The 19,323-nt window shown below is 63.5% G+C and carries 18 protein-coding genes; 9 read left to right on the top strand and 9 right to left on the bottom strand.

The window, feature by feature from the left end; genetic code table 11:
* The first annotated feature begins 140 nt into the window (after nt 1-140).
* A complete protein-coding gene (locus GGD61_RS26705; RefSeq protein WP_026202462.1) occupies nt 141-746 on the top strand; it encodes a TIGR00730 family Rossman fold protein in 606 nt (201 codons plus the stop codon).
* Between the two features lie 4 nt (nt 747-750).
* Here the strand turns inward: GGD61_RS26705 and GGD61_RS26700 are convergent, their stop codons facing one another.
* The 4 genes from GGD61_RS26700 to cysS all read right to left on the bottom strand — a co-directional run bounded on the left by GGD61_RS26700 (nt 751) and on the right by cysS (nt 4,813).
* Nucleotides 751-1,128, bottom strand: a complete 378-nt coding sequence (locus tag GGD61_RS26700; protein ID WP_092252431.1) for a VOC family protein — start codon at nt 1,126-1,128, stop codon at nt 751-753.
* Between the two features lie 100 nt (nt 1,129-1,228).
* Nucleotides 1,229-2,827 carry a citramalate synthase gene (gene cimA / locus GGD61_RS26695; protein ID WP_092252429.1) on the bottom strand — a complete coding sequence of 533 codons (1,599 nt, stop codon included), beginning with the start codon at nt 2,825-2,827 and terminating at the stop codon, nt 1,229-1,231.
* The gene (locus tag GGD61_RS26690; RefSeq protein WP_177236916.1) at nt 2,824-3,315 is read right to left on the bottom strand and encodes a GNAT family N-acetyltransferase; all 492 of its coding nucleotides are present in this window, start codon (nt 3,313-3,315) and stop codon (nt 2,824-2,826) included. Before GGD61_RS26690 ends, cimA begins: the two co-directional genes overlap by 4 nt.
* 115 nt (nt 3,316-3,430) lie before the next feature.
* Nucleotides 3,431-4,813: a cysteine--tRNA ligase gene (gene cysS, locus GGD61_RS26685; RefSeq protein WP_092252424.1), complete on the bottom strand. Its 1,383-nt coding sequence runs from the start codon at nt 4,811-4,813 to the stop codon at nt 3,431-3,433.
* 292 nt (nt 4,814-5,105) lie between these two features.
* Here cysS and GGD61_RS26680 point away from each other — a divergent pair, with 292 nt between their 5' ends.
* Together GGD61_RS26680 and GGD61_RS26675 are read left to right on the top strand one after the other, a co-directional pair.
* Complete coding sequence (locus GGD61_RS26680) at nt 5,106-5,411, top strand: hypothetical protein (protein ID WP_183231568.1); 306 nt, start codon at nt 5,106-5,108, stop codon at nt 5,409-5,411.
* A gap of 165 nt (nt 5,412-5,576) precedes the next feature.
* On the top strand, nt 5,577-6,758 hold the full coding sequence (locus tag GGD61_RS26675; RefSeq protein WP_092252420.1) for a DUF2865 domain-containing protein: 1,182 nt from the start codon (nt 5,577-5,579) through the stop codon (nt 6,756-6,758).
* Nucleotides 6,759-6,972: 214 nt separating this feature from the next.
* On the opposite strand, the gene GGD61_RS26670 is transcribed toward GGD61_RS26675, so the two are convergent.
* Nucleotides 6,973-7,878: a DUF2189 domain-containing protein gene (locus GGD61_RS26670; protein ID WP_092252418.1), complete on the bottom strand. Its 906-nt coding sequence runs from the start codon at nt 7,876-7,878 to the stop codon at nt 6,973-6,975.
* Between the two features lie 532 nt (nt 7,879-8,410).
* Between GGD61_RS26670 and GGD61_RS26665 the strand changes: the two genes are divergently transcribed.
* From GGD61_RS26665 to GGD61_RS26645, 5 genes are all read left to right on the top strand, one after another.
* Nucleotides 8,411-9,244 carry a cytochrome c oxidase subunit II gene (locus GGD61_RS26665; protein ID WP_092252416.1) on the top strand — a complete coding sequence of 278 codons (834 nt, stop codon included), beginning with the start codon at nt 8,411-8,413 and terminating at the stop codon, nt 9,242-9,244.
* A 78-nt stretch (nt 9,245-9,322) separates the two neighbouring features.
* Complete coding sequence (locus GGD61_RS26660) at nt 9,323-11,101, top strand: cbb3-type cytochrome c oxidase subunit I (protein WP_018320923.1); 1,779 nt, start codon at nt 9,323-9,325, stop codon at nt 11,099-11,101.
* Nucleotides 11,098-11,802 (top strand): cytochrome c oxidase subunit 3, encoded by a 705-nt coding sequence (locus tag GGD61_RS26655; protein ID WP_092252414.1) that lies wholly within the window; start codon nt 11,098-11,100, stop codon nt 11,800-11,802. The genes GGD61_RS26660 and GGD61_RS26655 overlap by 4 nt, the downstream gene beginning before the upstream one ends.
* Nucleotides 11,803-11,816: 14 nt before the next feature.
* Entirely contained in the window at nt 11,817-12,539 is a 723-nt protein-coding gene (locus tag GGD61_RS26650) for a heme-copper oxidase subunit III family protein (RefSeq protein ID WP_092252412.1), read from the top strand.
* 9 nt (nt 12,540-12,548) lie between these two features.
* Entirely contained in the window at nt 12,549-12,941 is a 393-nt protein-coding gene (locus GGD61_RS26645; RefSeq protein ID WP_018645522.1) for a cytochrome C oxidase subunit IV family protein, read from the top strand.
* Nucleotides 12,942-12,989: 48 nt separating this feature from the next.
* Here GGD61_RS26645 and GGD61_RS26640 read toward each other — a convergent pair whose 3' ends face one another.
* The 4 genes from GGD61_RS26640 to GGD61_RS26625 form a co-directional block, all read right to left on the bottom strand.
* Nucleotides 12,990-13,523, bottom strand: a complete 534-nt coding sequence (locus GGD61_RS26640) for a putative immunity protein (RefSeq protein ID WP_092252409.1) — start codon at nt 13,521-13,523, stop codon at nt 12,990-12,992.
* A gap of 154 nt (nt 13,524-13,677) precedes the next feature.
* Nucleotides 13,678-15,435 carry an NAD+ synthase gene (locus tag GGD61_RS26635; protein ID WP_092252407.1) on the bottom strand — a complete coding sequence of 586 codons (1,758 nt, stop codon included), beginning with the start codon at nt 15,433-15,435 and terminating at the stop codon, nt 13,678-13,680.
* A gap of 16 nt (nt 15,436-15,451) precedes the next feature.
* Entirely contained in the window at nt 15,452-15,805 is a 354-nt protein-coding gene (locus GGD61_RS26630; RefSeq protein WP_018320918.1) for a diacylglycerol kinase, read from the bottom strand.
* Nucleotides 15,806-15,809: 4 nt separating this feature from the next.
* Nucleotides 15,810-17,198 carry a class II 3-deoxy-7-phosphoheptulonate synthase gene (locus GGD61_RS26625; RefSeq protein ID WP_092252405.1) on the bottom strand — a complete coding sequence of 463 codons (1,389 nt, stop codon included), beginning with the start codon at nt 17,196-17,198 and terminating at the stop codon, nt 15,810-15,812.
* 180 nt (nt 17,199-17,378) lie between these two features.
* Between GGD61_RS26625 and GGD61_RS26620 the strand changes: the two genes are divergently transcribed.
* A complete protein-coding gene (locus GGD61_RS26620; protein ID WP_092252403.1) occupies nt 17,379-18,275 on the top strand; it encodes an alpha/beta fold hydrolase in 897 nt (298 codons plus the stop codon).
* The last annotated feature ends 1,048 nt before the right edge of the window (nt 18,276-19,323 follow it).

The raw sequence follows: 19,323 nt of genomic DNA, 5'->3' as shown, positions 1-19,323 counted from the left end.
TATAGAGCCTTCCCGATGCCAGCGCACCCCGCCAGATGGCGAATCTTCGATTGTTTGCCGCCATTTACCGGTAGATTTCCGGGTGATCCGAATCACCGATTGGGCTTGACGCCTCTTCGCTGCAATGCATCATGGCACCAATGAGCACTATTAAAACCGTCTGTGTCTATTGCGGCTCCGGCCCCGGAACCAATCCCCGCTTCACCGAAGGCGCCAAGGCGTTCGGCAAGGCGCTCGCCGAGAACAACGTTCGGCTCGTCTATGGCGGCGGCTCGCTCGGCCTGATGGGCTCGGTCGCGACCTCCGTGCTCGATCACGGCGGCACCGTCACCGGCATCATCCCGGAATTCCTGCGGATGCGCGAAAACGCGCTGACACGCGTGCAGGAGATGATCGTCACCCCTGACATGCACGAGCGCAAGCGCTTGATGTTCGAACGCTCCGACGCCTTCGTGGCGTTGCCCGGCGGCGTCGGCACGCTGGAAGAGCTGGTCGAGCAGCTGACCTGGAAACAGCTCGGTCGCCACGCCAAGCCGGTGCTGCTGGCGAACATCGACAATTTCTGGGAGCCGCTGTTCTCGCTGCTGTCGCACATGCGCCAGACCGAGTTCATCCGCGCCGGCCTTTCGGTCGACATCCTCAAGGCCGATCGGGTCGAGGACATCTTGCCGAAGCTGAAGGCGGCCGCGGCCCAGATCGACGAGGCCGAGAAGAAGCTCGCGCCGGAAGTGGCCCGCAAGCTCTGACGTCCTACTCGCTTGGAAACGTCACCGCCTCGATCCGGTTACCATCGGGGTCGGTGACGAAGGCCGCGTAGTAGCGCACGCGGTCGTGCGGACGGATGCCGGGCGCACCGTCCGAGGCGCCGCCGGTGGACAGCGCTGCGGCGTGAAACGCATCGACCTCGCTTGTCGTCTTCGCCCGCAGGCAGATGTGAACGCCGCTTTCGGGGGCTACGAGCGGCATGGCCTCGCGTAGATTGATCCAGAATTCCGGATAGGCCTTGCCGAAACCGACCGTGCGCGGCCGCGTGACGAGGCGCGAAAGGCCGAGGGCGGCGAGCGTTGCCTCGTAGAATTTCGCGGCGCGCTCGAGATCGCTGACGCCGACGGAGATGTGGTCGATCATGCCCTGCCCTTTCCTTACCTCCGAGCCGCGCGAGAGCAACCGAGAAGCCGCGGCGCACTGGATATCCCGCCTTCGCGGGGTATGACAGTCGTCGTGGGACCTACGCCGGCGCGCCCGACTTCACGAGCTTGTAGATCACCGAATCCATCAGCGCCTGGAACGAAGCGTCGATGATGTTGGGGGAGACGCCGACCGTGGTCCAGCTATCGCCATTCTCGTCCTCGCTCTCGATCAGGACGCGCGTGACCGCGCCGGTACCGCCGTTGAGGATACGCACGCGGTAGTCGATTAGCTTCAGCCCCTCGATGTATCTCTGGTACTTGCCGAGGTCCTTGCGCAGGGCAACGTCGAGGGCGTTGACGGGACCGTTGCCTTCGGCAGCCGAGATCAGGTGCTCGCCGGCGACGTCGACCTTCACCACGGCCAAAGCGACGGTGACACGTTCGCCATGCGAATTGTAGCGCTGCTCGACATTGACGTCGAACTGCTCGACCTCGAAATAATGCGGTACCTTGCCGAGCGTACGGCGCGCCAACAGTTCGAACGAGGCGTTGGCGGATTCATAGGCGTAGCCGGCCGCCTCGCGCTCCTTCAACTCTTCGACGAGGCGCGTCAGCTTCGGATCGCTCTTCTCGTAGGGAATGCCGGCGCGGTCGAGCTCGGCGATGACGTTGGAACGTCCGGCCTGGTCCGAGACCAGGACCTTGCGGTGGTTGCCGACCGTCTCCGGCAGCACGTGCTCGTATGTCTGCGGGTCCTTCAGCACCGCGGACGCATGGATGCCGGTCTTGGTGACGAAGGCGCTCTCGCCGACGTAAGGAGCATGCCGGTTCGGCACCCGGTTGAGCATGTCGTCGAGCGTGCGCGAGACCTTGACCAGAGTTGCCAGCTTCTCGGCCGTGACGCCGATCTCGAAGGCGTCCGAAAACTCCGGCTTCAGCTTCAGCGTGGGGATCAGCGAGCAGAGATTGGCGTTGCCGCAGCGCTCGCCAAGGCCGTTCAGCGTGCCCTGGATCTGCCGCGCGCCGGCACGCACCGCGGCGAGCGAATTGGCCACCGCCTGCTCGGTGTCGTTATGGGCGTGGATGCCGACGCGGTCGCCGGGGACGTGCTTAGTAACTTCGGTGACGATGGCCTCGACCTCGTGCGGCATGGTGCCGCCATTGGTGTCGCACAGCACCACCCAGCGCGCGCCGGCCTCGAAGGCGGCCTTGGCGCAGGCGAGCGCGAAGCTCGCATCTTCCTTGTAGCCGTCGAAGAAATGCTCGCAATCGAGCATGACCTCGCGACCGGCGGCCTTCGCGGCCGCGACGCTGTCGCGGATCGAGGCGAGGTTTTCCTCCTTCGTCGTCTCGAGCGCGACGCGCACCTGATAGGCGGATGCCTTCGCGACGAAGCAGATCGCGTCGGCCTTCGCTGCCAAAAGCCCGGCCACACCGGGATCGTTCGAGACCGAGCGCCCGGCCCGTCGCGTCATGCCGAACGCCGTGAAGCGCGCATGGGCGAGCTTAGGCTTGCTGCCGAAGAACTCGGTGTCGAGCGGATTGGCGCCGGGATAGCCGCCTTCGACATAATCGATGCCGAGGTCATCGAGCATCACGGCGATGACCTGCTTGTCGGTCAGCGTGAAATCGACGCCGTTGGTCTGCGCGCCGTCGCGCAGCGTGGTGTCGAACAGATAAAGGCGCTCTTTGCTCATTGCCCCGCTCCGAGCGTCTTCTTCATGGTGGTGTTGGCAAGCCATTCGTCATTGATGGTGACGCTATTGCGCTGCTGGGCAGTGTAGCCGCGCTTGGCGAAAAAGCCTTGCGCGGTGTCGCTGGCATCGACGTTGAGGCTTTGGGCGCCGCGGCCGCCGGCAAGCTTTTCCAGCGCATCGACCAGCATGGTGGCGATGCCCTGCCCGCTGACGGCCGGATGCACATAGAGCATGCGGATGTGGTCATTGCCGCGCAGCGAAGCAAAACCAACCGGCGAGCCATCGAGCGTCGCGATCAGCGTCAGGTCTGACGCGAGGTGCTTGCCGAACTCTTCGCTGTCCGCCACCTCCATCCAGGCCTGCTGCTGCGCCTCGCTATAGTCGTCGCCAGTCAGCTCCTCGATGCTGGCGGTGAAGATCGCAGCAAGAATTGGCACGTCCGCCGGCAGGAACGGCCGCAAGCCGGGCTTTGGCAAAGTCTGTCCCATCGTCCTCACCACATCCCATAGAGCTTGAGAACCAGCGCCACGGCACCCGCGAGCAGCGCGATCTTCAGCGCGATGTAATAGAGCCAGTGCCGCGGGAAAGGCGTGTCGGGCCGTTTCATCGCGCGACCTCCCACGTCGTTCCTTCCTTGGAGTCCTTGATCGCGACGCCCATTGCAGCGAGCAGATCGCGAATGCGGTCGGATTCCCTGAAGTCCTTGCGGCTACGGGCCGCCGTCCGCTCCGCGATCAGGCGCTCGACTTCCCCGGCATCGACGCCGCTCGCCTGCTGCTTGCGTCCTTCCCACTGCGCTGCGCTCTCGGACAAGAAGCCGAGCAGGCGCAACGAGCCCGCCAGAGCGCCCACGTCACCTCCACGCAGGCCATGCAACGCCGCGATCGCCAGCGGCGTGTTGAGATCGTCGAGCAGCGGCTCGACCACCGACGCGGCCGGCTCGCCGGGCGCGACGTCGGCGGCAACGCGATACCAGTCGTCGAGCGTCTTGGCGCTCTCCTCCAGCGACTTCATGGTCCAGTCGATCGGCGAGCGGTAGTGCGTCTTGAGCATGTTCAAGCGCAGTACCTCGCCGGGCCAATCCGCGAGCAGCTCATGGATCGTGATGAAGTTGCCGAGGCTCTTCGACATCTTCTCGCTTTCGACCTGCAGGAAGCCGTTGTGCATCCAATAATTCGCCATGCGCTCTCGGTGGAAGGCGCAGCAGGTCTGTGCGACCTCGTTCTCGTGATGCGGAAACACGAGATCGATGCCGCCGCCATGGATGTCGAAATGCTCGCCGAGATGCTTCCAGGCCATGGCCGAGCACTCGATGTGCCAGCCGGGACGCCCCTCGGCCTTGATGCCGGCCGGTGACGGCCATGACGGCTCGCCCGGCTTGGACGGCTTCCACAGCACGAAGTCGGTGGCATCGCGCTTGTAAGGCGCGACATCGACGCGGGCGCCGGCGATCATCTCGTCGAGCGATCGCTTCGACAGCGCACCGTAGCGGGGCAGCGAGGAATTTGCTGCGTTCATCGCCTGCGGCGAGAACAAAACATGGTCCTCGGCGGCATAGGCAAAGCCGCCCTTGATCAGCCGCTCGATGATCTCGCGCATCTCGCCGATATGCTCCGTCGCGCGCGGCTCGACGCTCGGCCGAAGCGCGCCGAGCGCGTCGACATCGGCGTGAAACTGCTTGCCGGTCTGCTCGGTGACCTTGCGAATGGCCTCGTTCAGCGGCAGGCCCGGGAAATCGCGCGCGGCGCGGTCATTGATCTTGTCGTCGACGTCGGTTATGTTACGGACATATTTGACGTGCGCCTCGCCATAGAGATGGCGCAGCAGCCGAAACAGCACGTCGAACACGATCACCGGCCGTGCATTGCCGATATGGGCGAAGTCATAGACGGTCGGCCCGCAGACATACATGCGGACGTCTTTCGCATCGAGCGGCGCGAAGATGCGTTTTTCCTTCGTCAGCGTATCGTAAAGGCGCAATTCCATATGGATACCCGTCGGCTGTTGGCCGGGCGTCCAGGGCTCTCAATGTTTTTGAGAAAAGACGGCTCCAGCCAGCGAATCGCTAGCTCATAATCTCGCGGCAAATGGCGCAAATGGCGAGGAGACCGTTCATGCGGCCACATATGGGCTATGAGGCGGCCCCGCGTCAAGGGAGCCGCGAGAATGCCGTTTTATGTTCGCAAAGCGCGCAGCCCGCCGGGATGGTTCGTGATCCTTAACTATTTGAGCCCATTCTGGAACCAGATTGTTCCCTTTTTTGCCTCCCGGTATTTTCATGCGATCCTTGCTCGCGTTCATTTTCAGCGCCTCGATCCTCGCGGCATCCGGCGCCGGCGCCGAGACCCGCGTCTTCATCATCGCCAACCAGGCTGACGGCTACGGCGTCGATCAGTGCCTGGCCAAGGGCGAGAAATGCGGCGCCTCCGTCGCCCGCACCTACTGCCAGTCACGAGATTTTGCCCAGGCATCAAGCTATCGCCGGGTCGATCCCGACGAAATTACCGGCTCTGTCCCCAAATCCGGCGCAAACTGCTCCCATGGCCATTGCGACGAATATGTCGCAATCACTTGCCAGCGCTGAATTCGCTCGGAGCTGGCGCAGCTTAGGCCCGGTCCATTGGCCCCCAAAACGACGTGACGATGCCGCAGGAAGCGGCTATTGGGAGGGCGCGCTTCGGCCCCCCAAAATCGCTTCGGCGTCCAAGTCGCTTCAGTCCAAGTCACATTGGGCCATGACCTCGCTAGAATGGCGGATATGCCTGAATTCTTGTCCCTCTCTCGTGCTCGCTTGCTTCTTGCCTGCACCGTGCTCTTGAGCACGGCCGTGCTCGTCACCGGCGCCCTCGCGCAGGCCGGTCCGCCCGGACCGCCGCCTCAACCCGGTCAGAACGGACTTGGGCCCAATCCGATGTGCGTGCGGTTGGAAGGCCAGCTCGCGGCGCTGGACCGCGGCGGCGGTGGTGACCCCGCGCGCGAAGATCAAATCCGCCGCTACCAGGATTCCCAGGCCAAGCAGCAGGCCGAGCTGGACCGCGTCACCATGCAGGCCAAGCGCATGGGCTGCGATTCCTCCGGCTTCTTCTCGCTGTTCAACGGCCAGTCGGCCCAATGCGGACCGGTCAACACCCAGATCCAGCAGATGCGCGCCAATCTGGACCAGATCACCGGCAATCTCGAGCGTTTGCGCGGCGGTGGCGGCTTCAGCGCGGAACGCGACAGTCAGCGCCGCTCGGTGCTGGTTGCGCTGGCGCAGAACAATTGCGGCCCGCAATATGCCAACGCCGTGCAGTCGCAAGGCGGCGGCAACTTCCTCAGCAATCTGTTCGGCGGCAACAACGCGGGCAATCCGCAAGGCGTGCCGCCCTCCGATCTCGGGCCGCAATCCGGCACCTATCGCACCGTATGCGTGCGCACCTGCGACGGCGCCTATTTCCCGGTCTCATTTGCAACGGTGCCGGCGCGCTTCCCCGACGACGAGAAGACCTGCAAGGCACTCTGCCCGGCCGCGGAAGCCGTGCTCTACACCCATCGCAATCCCGGCGAAGACATGAACTCCGCGGTCTCGGTCAGCGGCCAGCCCTACACGGCGCTGCCGACCGCTTTCAAATTCCGCAGCGAGTTCAACCCGTCCTGCTCCTGCAAGGCTGCAGGACAGACCTGGGCGGACGCATTGAAATCGGCCGATGACAAGGCGGCAGCCGAGCAGCAGGGCGACATCATCGTCACCGAGGAGAGCGCCAAGAAGATGCAGCAGCAGCGGCTCAACAAGGGCACGGCTGCGAATGCCAAGAAGGGCGCAGCTCCCGCGCCGACGACGGCGAATGCACCGGCCGCGACGCCGCCGGCAGATACCGCCCCCCCTGCGAGCTCCGAGAACAAGCCGATCCGCTCGGTCGGGCCGACCTTCCTGCCGCAGCAGCAGAAGTAAATCACCTTTTGCTCAACTGTCATGCCCCGCGACCCGGCTACGCCAAGGCTTCGCCGGGGTGTGAGGTCTTGGCTCGCCGAAGCTTCAGCGTAGGCGGCAAGCGGGGCATCCAGTACTCCGTGTCGACAGTTGGCGCGCACCGGCAGCGCCGCGGAGTATTGGATCATCCGCTTTCGCGGATGATCCAATACTCAATGGGGCGCGATCGCCCGTCTCACTCTCCCTCGCGGCTCCACGGGAAGAGATTGGCCGGAAAGTCCGCCGCGTAGCGCCTTCCCTTCCTGGGCGGCGGCGGCGCGTCCGGTGGATTCGGATTCGGCTCGACCACCCGCCGATAGAGGTGCCAGGTGGCATGGCCAAGCACCGGCAGGACGACAGCGAGACCGACGAAGAGCGGTACCGAGCCGATCACGAGCAGCACCGCGACGATGAGGCCCCATCCGGCCATCGCAACCGGGTTCGCCGCTACTGCTCGGAGCGAGGTGCGGATCGCGTCGATCGCAGTCGCATGCCGGTCGAGCATCAACGGAAACGACACGACGCTGACGCACAAGGCCACAACCGCAAACAGGAAGCCGACACCGCAACCGACGATGATGAGCGACCAGCCTTCCGGTGTCGTCAGCACGCGCGTTGCGAAGTCGGGAATGCTTGCGGCCGCCGCATGACCGAAGATTGAGACATAGATTGCGTTCGCGACACCGATCCAGGCCCCGAACAGGACCAGCAGGAGCACGCCGAGTTCGACCATGGCGCCCAACGACGGTGCGCGCAGCACCTTGACCGCATCCCATGCATCGACCTCCTCGCCGCGCTCACGACGCCGGCTGAGTTCGTAGAGACCGATCGCGGCAAACGGTCCAATCAGGGCAAAGCCGGCGGCCAGTGGAAATAGTAGCGGCAGCACCGAATAGCCGAGAACCATCCTGAACAGGACGAGACCGAGAACGGGATAAATCACGCATACGACGATCGCGTGACTCGGCATCGCCTGGAAATCCTCCCAACCCAGGCGCAGGGCCTCGGTCAGATCGGACAGGCTGATCTTGCGAACGGGATAAGAGGCCGCTTCGCCGAATACGTGCCGCCTGATGATGTCGTGGGAGTACAGAGTGGCCATGAACGGACCCTCCCGTGCTGAAAATCGCGGTTTCGATAACACGCGCTTTCCAGCCACGCGTGTCCGCCTGATGAGCAGGAAACGCGATGGGTCGAGTACGGCAACCCAGGTTCAACGAGCGAGCCTGGCCGGACGGAACCCGTCGCGACCTGCCTCGCAAAGTTTAGCGCTTGCGGCGCAAGGCTGCACTCACGGTTGGGTGAATTGTGCACTGGCACGGATTTGTGCGTTGCATCACCCAGACCCAACCTGCGCGCCTGATGCTCTGTCGGCTTTGCCAGCACGGCGATCAACCACGTCGGGGCACCTACATTGCGCTATTGACGCCGGGTTAGGCTGGTATCATTTTAGACGCAGACGCCCTTAGAGTTGATGGTCGCGAATATTCTCTTGATTTCGCGGCCAGTGGAATGGGCGAGGCAAGAGGCCGGCGATGGCATAAGTGCCAACCGAAAAAGGCCAGCCATCGCGACAGACATGAGCTCCGCCCTGGATTCGTATCCGTAGCCTTCGATGGCAAGGATGGATCAGGATGGCTGTCGCACTGATACTGCTTCTGGTCGCGATCGGCTCGGTGCTGTTTCACATCTACAGCCCATGGTGGTGGACGCCGATCGCCACGAACTGGGCCTATATCGATCACACCATCAACATCACGTTCTGGATCACGGGCTTCGTTTTCGTCGCGGTCATCGCCTTCATGGCCTATTGCGTCTTCCGCTTTCACCACAAGGAGGGAAGACGGGCTGACTACAATCCTGAAAACAAAAAGCTCGAATGGTGGCTGAGCGTGGGAACCGGAATCGGCGTCGCGGCGATGCTCGCCCCCGGCCTCGTGGTCTGGCACCAGTTCGTGACGGTCCCTGCGGATGCCACCGAGGTCGAGGTGATGGGCCAGCAATGGCAATGGAGCTTCCGCCTTCCGGGCAAGGATGGGCGGTTGGGCACATCCGATGTCCGCAACATCGCGTCCGAAAATCCGATGGGGCTCAATCGCGATGATCCGCATGCGCAGGACGACGTCGTGATCGAGAACGGCGACCTGCACCTTCAACTGGGAAAGCCGGTCAAGGTTCTGCTCCGCTCGGTTGATGTCCTGCACGATTTCTACGTGCCCGAATTCCGGGCCAAGATGGACATGGTTCCGGGCATGGTGACTTATTTCTGGATTACGCCGATCCGAACCGGAACGTTCGACGTTCTCTGTGCGGAGCTTTGTGGCGCGGCTCACTATCAGATGCGGGCCAAGGTCATCGTCGACGAAGAGCGTGAATATCACGCCTGGCTGGAGCAACAGAAAACGTTTGCAGGATTGCCGCCTGCAAGCACCGTCGTGAAGGCGACATATCAATCCGGCGGCAAGTAGCAAGCGCCGCCGCGAAGATGGATCGGGTGCGTGAGACCAACTCGTCGCCCCCGATGGAAACGACCGAGGAGGTTTTCTATGGTCGATATTCCATATGAAGGGATCGCAGGCACTCCGCCTGCCGAAGTACCTGATGTCGAGCTCTATCATCCGAGGAGCTGGTGGACACGGTATGTCTTCTCGCAGGACGCCAAGGTGATCGCCATTCAGTACTCGCTGACGGCCTCGGCCATCGGGCTGGTGGCCCTGGTGCTCTCTTGGCTGATGCGACTGCAACTGGGATTCCCCGGCACCTTCTCCTTCATCGATGCCAACCAGTACCTCCAGTTCATCACCATGCACGGCATGATCATGGTGATCTACCTGCTCACCGCATTGTTCCTGGGCGGCTTCGGCAACTACCTGATCCCGCTGATGGTCGGCGCCCGGGACATGGTCTTCCCCTATGTGAACATGCTGAGCTATTGGGTCTACCTGCTCGCAGTCCTCGTGCTGGCCTCGACCTTCTTCGTGCCCGGCGGCCCGACCGGCGCCGGCTGGACGCTGTACCCGCCGCAAGCAATCCTCTCCGGAACGCCCGGGCAGGATTGGGGCATCATTCTCATGATGTCGTCCCTGATCCTGTTCATCATCGGCTTCACCATGGGCGGGCTGAATTACGTGGTGACGGTGCTCCAGGCACGCACCCGCGGCATGACGTTGATGCGCCTGCCCCTGACGGTGTGGGGCATTTTCACGGCAACCGTGATGGCGTTGCTGGCATTCCCTGCACTTTTCGTTGCCTCGGTCATGCTGCTGCTCGACCGCCTGCTGGGAACCAGTTTCTTCATGCCCTCCCTCGTCGAGATGGGCCAGCTATCGAAATATGGCGGGGGCAGCCCGCTGCTCTTCCAGCACCTGTTCTGGTTCTTCGGCCACCCCGAGGTCTACATCGTTGCCCTGCCCGCCTTCGGCATCGTTTCCGATCTGATCAGCACGCATGCACGCAAGAACATCTTCGGTTACCGCATGATGGTCTGGGCGATCGTGGCCATCGGCGCGCTCAGCTTCATCGTATGGGCGCACCACATGTATGTGAGCGGCATGTTCCCGCAATTCGGGTACTTCTTCGCCACCACGACGCTCATCATCGCCATCCCCACCGCGATCAAAGTCTACAACTGGGTGCTGACCCTGTGGCGCGGCGACATCCATCTCAGGGTGCCGATGCTGTTCGCCCTCGGCTTCATCATCACCTTCGTGAATGGCGGGCTCACCGGCCTCTTCCTCGGCAACGTCGTCGTCGACGTGCCCCTCTCGGATACCATGTTCGTGGTCGCGCATTTCCACATGGTGATGGGCGTGGCGCCGATCATGGTCGTGCTCGGGGCGATCTATCACTGGTACCCCAAGGTCACGGGGCGAATGTACAATGACGCACTCGGCAAGTTTCACTTCTGGGTCACTTTCCTCGGCGCCTACCTGATCTTCTTCCCGATGCACTATCTTGGACTGCTCGGGGTTCCGCGCCGGTATTTCGAACTCGGAGATACATCGTTCATCCCGTCCTCGGCCCATTCACTGAACGCCTTCATCTCCGTGGTGGCCTTGACCGTCGGCTTCAGCCAGATGGTGTTCCTGTTCAATCTTGCCTGGAGCCTGTTCAAAGGTGAGGCCTCAGGCGGCAATCCGTGGCGGGCGACGACGCTGGAATGGCAGACGCCGGAGACGCCTCCGGGGCACGGCAACTGGGGCAAGGAGCTCCCGGTCGTGTACCGCTGGGCCTATGATTACAGTGTGCCTGGCGCCGCGGAGGACTTCATTCCGCAGAACCAGCCGCCGCACGCGACGCAGCTCATTCAGGGAGCTGCTTCGTGAGCGCCATCATCCTTTTCCTGGCTGTGCTTGCGGTGATCGCCGGGTGGTGGCTGTCGCAGCAGCGGCTGACGGCCAAGCCCTGGCTGGAGGAAGGCCCGGCTGGTGATTTCCCCGGCGGCGATGCCATGACCTGGCCGGCAGCGAAGGTCGGACTTGGCGTGTTTCTCGCCGTCGCGAGCGCATTGTTCGTCCTCTTCATCAGCGCCTACTCGATGCGCATGGACGTGGCGGACTGGCGGACGCTGCCCGTGCCGCGGCTGCTGTGGTTCAACACGGGCGTCCTGATCCTGAGCAGCGTCGCGCTGCAATGGTCCTACGTGGCCGCGTACCGAGACGACGCTGAAGGCGTCATGATCGGCCTGCTCGCGGGCGGCGCAGCTGCCGTGATCTTCCTCGGCGGACAGCTTCTGGCCTGGCAACAGCTCGGCGCGGCCGGATATTTCGTGGCGTCCAATCCGGCGAACTCCTTCTTCTACCTGTTGACCGCAGTGCACGGGCTGCATCTGACCGGTGGTCTGGTGGCTTTGGGCCGAACCTCGACCAAGATGTGGCGCGGCGCCGGGATCGCCGACATGCGCTTGAGCGTGGAGCTGTGCGCCATCTACTGGCATTTCCTGCTGCTGGTCTGGCTTGTGCTGCTCGGGCTTCTCACGGGCTGGACCGACGATTTCGTCAACATCTGTCGCCGATTGCTGAGCTAGGGAGGCGAGACCAGATGGCAGAGACCGTGCTGACAAATCCGGGCCATTCGACTGCGCGGCTTGAGGGCTGGCGCGGGATCGCCGCCGACTGGGCGTCCGATCAGCGCGCCTTCAAGAACGTGTCCTGGGGCAAGGCCATGATGTGGATCTTCCTCCTCAGCGACACCTTCATCTTCAGCTGCTTCCTGCTTTCCTACATGACGGCGCGCATGTCGACGACCGTGCCGTGGCCCAATCCCAGCGAAGTCTTCGCCCTCAATATCGGCGGCAACCACATCCCCCTGATCCTGATCGCCATCATGACCTTCGTGCTGATCAGCAGCAGCGGAACGATGGCGATGGCCGTCAACTTCGGCTACCGCCGCGATCGCGTCAGAACCGCAGCCTTGATGCTGGCCACGGCGGCGTTCGGCGCAACCTTCGTCGGCATGCAGGCCTTCGAATGGACCAAGCTGATCATGGAGGGTGTCCGGCCCTGGGGCAATCCGTGGGGCGCACCGCAGTTCGGCGCGAGCTTCTTCATGATCACGGGCTTCCACGGCACCCACGTGACGATCGGCGTGATCTTCCTGATCGCCATTGCGCGGAAGGTCTTGCGCGGCGACTTCGACGTCGAGAGGCGCGGCTTCTTCACCAGCCGCAAGGGGTATTACGAGATCGTCGAGATCATGGGCCTGTACTGGCACTTCGTCGATCTCGTGTGGGTGTTCATCTTTGCATTCTTCTATCTTTGGTGAGGTCGGCGCATGACAAACGCGGCGGTACACATGGAAGGACAGCTCCACGCTCCGGCGCATGGCGCAGTCGCAACGGGAGCCGTTCACGCCAAGGGTCAACAGCACCCGATCAAGCTCTACTTGGTGGTCTGGGGCTGGTTGTTCGTCCTCAGCACGGGCTCCTACCTCGTCGACTATTTTGGCCTGCATGGCTATCTGAGGTGGTCGCTGATCCTGCTGTTCATGATGTTGAAGGCCGGCCTGATCGTCGCCGTCTTCATGCACATGGCCTGGGAGCGACTGGCCTTGGCCTATGCCATCCTACTGCCGCCGATCGCGGTGTTGGTCTTTGTGTCGATCATGGTGCTCGAATCCGAATACACGCACTTCCTGCGGGTGCTGTTTTTCGCAACCCCGTCGTAGCGGCAATCTGAGTTCTCACCGCCATTACTTTGCGAGGTGGGCATCTGGTTACGCCAGCTCGCTGCGAAGCCTGCGGTCGATTGCGCGCAGCAGTTCGCCAACCCGCCCTCCACCGGACGGTGCGAGCGGGTAGCGGCGCAGAACCTCGACGAGCCCAGGCGTCGCGCGCCGGGCGGCACGCTCAACATAGTCGGCACCAACATCTGCAGCATCGCCCGCTGCAAGTTCAGTGGCCCGGGCTGCAAGGGCGGGCGCGCCGAGAATGTGCCCGACCTGAGCCGATCGAGCCAAGGGATGGAGATAGGCCGCGGATGAGGCACACATCGCGGCGCGCGCAGCTTGGCTGGCTGCTGCATTTTCGGCTTCCTTTGCTGCCTTCAGCGCGGCCCAGGCAGCATCGCGCAAGGCCTTCACCCGCTTGCCTCCTCTTGCGAACGTCCGGGCGGTTTCGAGCGCATCGCGCGGACGGGAATCTGCGGGATACGATTGCTCGAATATCTCCAGCACGTCCGCGGCATTTTCCGCCGCGTAGGCAGCGACCTCACGGAGATCCTCAATATCTAGGATGAACTCGTCTGCCATGCCTCACCTGCTCGACACCAGCGCGGGGCCATCCCTATTGACGCGCTATGGCCGAAGTCGGTCGTCTCAATATCCGCCGCGGAGTACTGGATCATCCGCCGTCGCGGATGATGACAGCGAACCATGGGGCGCTATCGTCCTCACACCGAAAGCTTCACCCCTCGAACGCGTCGATCGACGCCTTGCTGCCGCGCGAGACCAGCGTCTCGTCGACGGCGGGCAGCCCCTCGCCCTTGTCGCGAAAGCGGTTGGTGATGGGATAGCGGCGGTCGCGGCCGAAATTCCTCGGCGTCACCTTCACGCCGGGCGCGGCCTGGCGGCGCTTGTATTCGGCGACGTTGAGCAGATGGTCGATGCGGGTGACCGTTTCGCGATCGAAACCGGCCGCGATGATCTGATCCAGCGGCTGCTCGCGCTCGACAAGACGCTCCAGGATGGCATCGAGCAGCTCATAGGGCGGCAGCGAATCCTGGTCGGTCTGGTTCTCGCGCAGTTCCGCGCTCGGCGGCCGTGTGATGATGTCGGGCGGGATCACCTCGCCCGCCGGCCCGAGCGCGTCATCGGGCTTCCAGCCGTTGCGCAGGCTCGCCAGCCGAAACACCTGCGTCTTGTAGATGTCCTTGATCGGGTTGAAGCCGCCGTTCATGTCGCCATAGAGCGTGGCGTAGCCGACCGACATTTCCGACTTGTTGCCTGTCGTCACCACCATCAACCCGGTCTTGTTGGAGATCGCCATCAAGAGCGTGCCGCGGCTGCGGGCCTGGAGGTTTTCCTCGGTGATATCGGGCGGCAGATTCTTGAAGAGGCCTGAGAGGATGGTCTCGAAGCCGGTCACGGCCTCCGCGATCGGCAGCACCTCATAGCGGATGCCGAGATGGCCGGCGAGCTCGCCCGCATCGGCGATCGAGTGTGCTGCAGTGTAGCGATACGGCAGCATCACGCCATGCACCTGATCGGCGCCGAGCGCATCGACCGCGATCGCCGCGCAGAGGGCCGAGTCGATACCGCCGGAAATGCCGAGCAGCACGCCGGGAAAACCGTTCTTGCCGACGTAGTCGCGCAGGCCCAGCACGCAGGCGGCGTAATCGGCGTTGTCGCCCTCGGGTGGCTCGGCGATCGGGCCCGTGCAGCGCCAGTCGTCGCCATTTCTCACAAAGCGCAGCGTGACGATGCTCTCGTCGAACGACGGCAATTGCGCCGCAAGCGAGAGATCGCCGTTGAGCGCGAAGGACGCGCCGTCGAACACGAGTTCGTCCTGACCGCCGATCTGGTTGAGATAAACCAGCGGCAGGCCGCTCTCGGTGACGCGGGCGACCGCGACCGACAGGCGCACGTCGTTCTTGTCGCGGGCGTAAGGCGAGCCGTTCGGCACCAGGATGATCTCGGCGCCGGTCTCGGCCAGCGTCTCGACCACGTTCTCGTAGTCCTCGGATTCCTCCAGCCAGATGTCCTCGCAGATCGGCACGCCAATCCGCACGCCGCGCACCGTCACCGGGCCCGCAGCGGGGCCGCGCGAAAACAGCCGCTTCTCGTCGAACACGCCGTAATTCGGCAGATTGCATTTGAAACGCAAGCCAGCGATGCGCCCGCCGTCGAGCAGCGCGCAGGCATTGTAGAGCTTGCCGTCCTCGACCCAGGGCGTGCCGACCAGCATGGCCGGCCCGCCATCGGCGGTCTCGCGGGCCAGTGCCTCGATCGCAGCGCGGCAGGCCGCCTGGAAGGCCGGCTTCTGCACGAGGTCTTCCGGCGGATAGCCGGCGATGAACAATTCCGGAAACAGCACGAGATCAGCGCCGTCGGCGATGGCTCTCGCGCGCGCATTGCGCGCCTTGGCGGCGTTGCCCTCGATATCGCCCAGGGTCGGATTGAGCTGGGCGAGCGTGACCGCGAATGCTTTGAGACGTTCGGTCATGGCCGCCGCGCTCCGATCAGATAAATCCCAGTCGCTCGATGATGGCGATGATCCAGAACGCGCCTGCCATCAGCAGCGCGACGCCGACGGCCGCCGAGCCCATGTCCTTGACCCGCCCGATCTGCTTATCGTGATCCATCGTCAGCCGGTCGGCCAGCTTTTCGATCGCGGTGTTGAGCAGCTCGACTGTCAGCACGAACGCAACCGAACAGACCAGCTCGACCGCGCGCATCGCGGTCGCGCCGACCAACCAGGCCAGCGGCAGCGACACCAGGAGCGCAAAAATCTCCTCGCGGACGGCCTGCTCCGATCGGAACGCAAAGGCCAGACCGTTACGGGAATTGATCGTGGCCTTCCAGATCCGCAGCAAGATCCTAGAGTCCCGCTGCGGCCGGCATCGGCGTGGCCTTGCCCGCGCGTTCCTGCTTGAGGAGCTCGGCGATCAGGAAAGCCATGTCGATGGATTGCTCGGCATTGAGGCGGGGATCGCAGACCGTGTGATAGCGGTCGTTGAGGTCCTCGTCCGTGATCGCCCGGGCGCCGCCGATACACTCGGTGACGTCCTGCCCGGTCATCTCCAGATGCACGCCGCCGGCATGGGTGCCTTCGGCGGCATGGATCGTGAAGAAAGACTTCACCTCCGACAGGACGCGGTCGAACGGGCGCGTCTTGTAGCCCGAGGTCGAGGTGATGGTGTTGCCGTGCATGGGATCGCACGACCAGACCACCACTTTGCCCTCGCGCTTCACGGCGCGGATCATGTTCGGCAGATGCTCGCCGACCTTGTCCGAGCCGAAGCGGCCGATCAGCGTCAGCCGGCCCGGCTCGTTGTCGGGATTAAGCACGTCGATAAGCTTCAACAGCTCGTCGGATTTGAGCGACGGGCCGCATTTCAGCCCGATCGGATTCTTGATGCCGCGGAAATACTCGATATGGCCGTGATCGAGCTGGCGGGTGCGGTCGCCGATCCAGATCATGTGGCCCGAGGTCGCGTACCAGTCGCCGGTGGTGGAATCGACGCGGGTCATGGCCTGCTCGTAGCCGAGCAGCAGCGCCTCGTGGCTGGTGTAGAAATCGGTGGCGCGCAGCTCGGGATGGGCCTCGAGATCGAGACCGCAGGCGCGCATGAAGTTGAGCGCGTCGGAGATGCGGTCGGCCAATTCCTTGTAGCGGCGGGACTGCGGCGAATCCTTGAGGAAGCCGAGCATCCACTCATGCACGCTGCCGAGATTGGCGTAGCCGCCGGTCGCAAACGCGCGCAGCAGGTTCAGCGTCGCGGCGGACTGGCGATAGGCCATCAGCTGGCGCTGCGGATCCGGCACGCGCGCTTCCCTGGTGAAGGCGATGTCGTTGACGATGTCGCCGCGATAGCTCGGCAGCTCGACGCCATTGAGCTTCTCGGTCGGCGACGAGCGCGGCTTTGCAAACTGGCCGGCGATGCGGCCGACCTTCACCACGGGCACCGCGCCGGCGTAGGTCAGCACCACCGCCATCTGCAGCAGCACGCGGAAGAAATCGCGGATGTTGTTGGCGCCGTGCTCGGCAAAGCTCTCGGCGCAGTCGCCGCCCTGGAGCAGGAAGGCCTCGCCGGCCGCAACGCGGGCCAGCGCCTTCTTCAGGTTGCGCGCCTCGCCCGCGAACACCAGCGGCGGAAAGGTCGCAAGCTGCGCCTCCACGTCGGCCAGGGCCTTGGCGTCGGGATAGTCGGGCACCTGTAGCACCGGCTTGCTGCGCCAGGACTCGGGCGTCCACCGCTCGGACATCGCAATCTCTCCGTGAAGCAAAAAGCACAACCTGATCTAGGGGTTGCGAGGGCCGCCTTATACACAGGCTGGCCCCGCCCCGCCAGTTGTAAATCCAGTCGGCACTGCAAGCCCTTGCGGGGAAAGCCAAATTCGCATTTGCTGGGAGGGCGAGGCAAACTGGCAGGATACCTTGCGCCCATGGACGCGGCACTGGACGACGTTTTCATCGACGAGATCAACTTCCCGGCGACCGACGGGTATGCCCTGGCCGGCACCCTGTTCCTGCCGCGCGGCACCAAGCGCCATGCCGTCCTGATCAATTCGGCCACCGCCGTGCCGCGCAAGATTTATCGGGGCTTTGCCTCCTACCTCGCCCATCGCGGCTGCGCGGTCCTCACTTACGACTATCGCGGCATCGGCGATTCCCGGCTGCCGGCGATGGTCGGCTACAACCAGCCGAAATCGCTGGTCGGCTTCAAGGCCTCGATGTCGGACTGGGCCGCGCTCGACGTCACCGCCGCGGTCAGCTGGATGCGGGAGCGGTACAACACCCTGCCACTGGCCTATGTCGGCCATTCCTTCGGCGGTCAGGCGCTGGGGCTGATCGCCAACAACAGCGAAATCTCGCGCGCTACGTTCGTGGCCTCGCAGGCCGCGACCTGGCGGCTGATGACCTCGCCCGAGAAGTACCGCGTCTTCGCCTTCATGAACCTCATCGGCGTCCCGCTCACCCACACGCTCGGCTACGCCCCGGGCTGGGCCGGCGTCGGCGAGGATTTGCCCAAGGGGGTCTTCCTGCAATGGGCCAATTGGGTCTCGAGCCCCCGCTATCTCTTCGATTCCAAGCTGCCGGCGCTGGAGAATTTTGCGAAGTTCAAGGGCGAGCTGCGGGCGCTGTGCTTCTCCGACGATCCGTGGGCGACGCGGCCGGCGGTCGAACTGCTCGCGAGCGGGTTCACCGCGATCAAGCCGGAGGTGCTCAACGTCAAGCCGTCCGACGTCGGCGCCAAGACGATCGGCCATTTCGGCTTTTTCCGGCCCGAGCATCGCGACACGCTGTGGCGCGGCGTCGCCGAATGGATTCAGGGGGACTGAGACACAGCTTCGCGTTCTCGCGGCTTTTCTCGCCCGAGCTTTGACCAGTGCCTCACCCTCTCATGAAAGAGGGCGCAGGGAAGGCCGGGAGCCGGTTGGCTCCCATCGACCGCCATGCGAAGAGCAGATTGCGTGTGCTTCATGCATAGCGGATAACAGGGCAACCGGAGCATCCCGGCCTTCCCTGCGCAGTGGATTTACGGCTTATGTCGTACTCTCCCCGGGGAGCGTTGCACTATTGCCCCCGTCGCCTTGTGGATGATTGATGCGCGTGCCCGGTTGGACCGCCACATCACCGCAAGACTTGGCGCACAGACCCCGGGCGCCAGGACCACACGATTTTGCCGTACGCGGATCCCACCGGTCGTGTGCGCGACGGTCTTGCTCACGGTTGCCCGCCCTGCAAAACCCTCAGCGCCGATGTGACCCACGTCCACCGCCACCCCGCCCGCGTTCGTGACGATCGCGATACGCCCCTCTTCGTTGGGCCGGGATGCAGAGACACATACGCGATTTCCGAATTTCGGTAAAGTAGAATATTTTGGGCAGTGCGCGTTGACCCAGGGCTCGCGTGTTTTGCCCGTCGGGCAACACAAGGCCTTGTAAATATCGTGCGGCCGCGGCTCGAGCGTTTCCGTGGAAACGCTGAAAGGCGTGCGATTCCCGGCGCGCAGCCGCGTCTGCACCGACGAGGAAGCCTCTGAGGTGAAGGCCGTGTGACCGCCGGCGCCCGCCTCGAATTAGGGCGTGTACCCATAAATGTCGGCTCACCACCGTAAAGCGGAAGTCGCCACCATGATCTACTGTTCGCGCCCCAAAGCGGACACTACAACTACAAATTTACCGCCGCTTGGCCCAGATAACTCGGACTTTCGATCGTTTGCGGCTGCTTCTCTCGCAGGTCTTCAATACCCGAGCGCGGAGGTTCCGAAGTTCTGCAAGTTGAGAGTTGAGCAACCACACCCGTTGATTCAAAATGATCATACGGTCGCAAATCCGACCACGACTATTCATTACGAGCTCCAAGAGCTGCAACTGCTGAAAATTA

The sequence above is a fragment of the Bradyrhizobium sp. SBR1B genome, assembly GCF_014198205.1.
GTDB lineage: Bacteria > Pseudomonadota > Alphaproteobacteria > Rhizobiales > Xanthobacteraceae > Bradyrhizobium.
The sequence above is the reverse complement of the archived record's forward strand: the minus strand, read 5'-3'. Positions and strand labels throughout refer to the sequence as shown.

Coding starts and splice junctions, on each gene's coding strand:
- GGD61_RS26705 (WP_026202462.1), top strand. CDS start 141: ATGAGCACTATTAAAACCGTCTGTGTCTATTGCGGCTCCGGCCCCGGA.
- GGD61_RS26700 (WP_092252431.1), bottom strand. CDS start 1,128: ATGATCGACCACATCTCCGTCGGCGTCAGCGATCTCGAGCGCGCCGCG.
- cimA (WP_092252429.1), bottom strand. CDS start 2,827: ATGAGCAAAGAGCGCCTTTATCTGTTCGACACCACGCTGCGCGACGGC.
- GGD61_RS26690 (WP_177236916.1), bottom strand. CDS start 3,315: ATGGGACAGACTTTGCCAAAGCCCGGCTTGCGGCCGTTCCTGCCGGCG.
- cysS (WP_092252424.1), bottom strand. CDS start 4,813: ATGGAATTGCGCCTTTACGATACGCTGACGAAGGAAAAACGCATCTTC.
- GGD61_RS26680 (WP_183231568.1), top strand. CDS start 5,106: ATGCGATCCTTGCTCGCGTTCATTTTCAGCGCCTCGATCCTCGCGGCA.
- GGD61_RS26675 (WP_092252420.1), top strand. CDS start 5,577: ATGGCGGATATGCCTGAATTCTTGTCCCTCTCTCGTGCTCGCTTGCTT.
- GGD61_RS26670 (WP_092252418.1), bottom strand. CDS start 7,878: ATGGCCACTCTGTACTCCCACGACATCATCAGGCGGCACGTATTCGGC.
- GGD61_RS26665 (WP_092252416.1), top strand. CDS start 8,411: ATGGCTGTCGCACTGATACTGCTTCTGGTCGCGATCGGCTCGGTGCTG.
- GGD61_RS26660 (WP_018320923.1), top strand. CDS start 9,323: ATGGTCGATATTCCATATGAAGGGATCGCAGGCACTCCGCCTGCCGAA.
- GGD61_RS26650 (WP_092252412.1), top strand. CDS start 11,817: ATGGCAGAGACCGTGCTGACAAATCCGGGCCATTCGACTGCGCGGCTT.
- GGD61_RS26645 (WP_018645522.1), top strand. CDS start 12,549: ATGACAAACGCGGCGGTACACATGGAAGGACAGCTCCACGCTCCGGCG.
- GGD61_RS26640 (WP_092252409.1), bottom strand. CDS start 13,523: ATGGCAGACGAGTTCATCCTAGATATTGAGGATCTCCGTGAGGTCGCT.
- GGD61_RS26635 (WP_092252407.1), bottom strand. CDS start 15,435: ATGACCGAACGTCTCAAAGCATTCGCGGTCACGCTCGCCCAGCTCAAT.
- GGD61_RS26625 (WP_092252405.1), bottom strand. CDS start 17,198: ATGTCCGAGCGGTGGACGCCCGAGTCCTGGCGCAGCAAGCCGGTGCTA.
- GGD61_RS26620 (WP_092252403.1), top strand. CDS start 17,379: ATGGACGCGGCACTGGACGACGTTTTCATCGACGAGATCAACTTCCCG.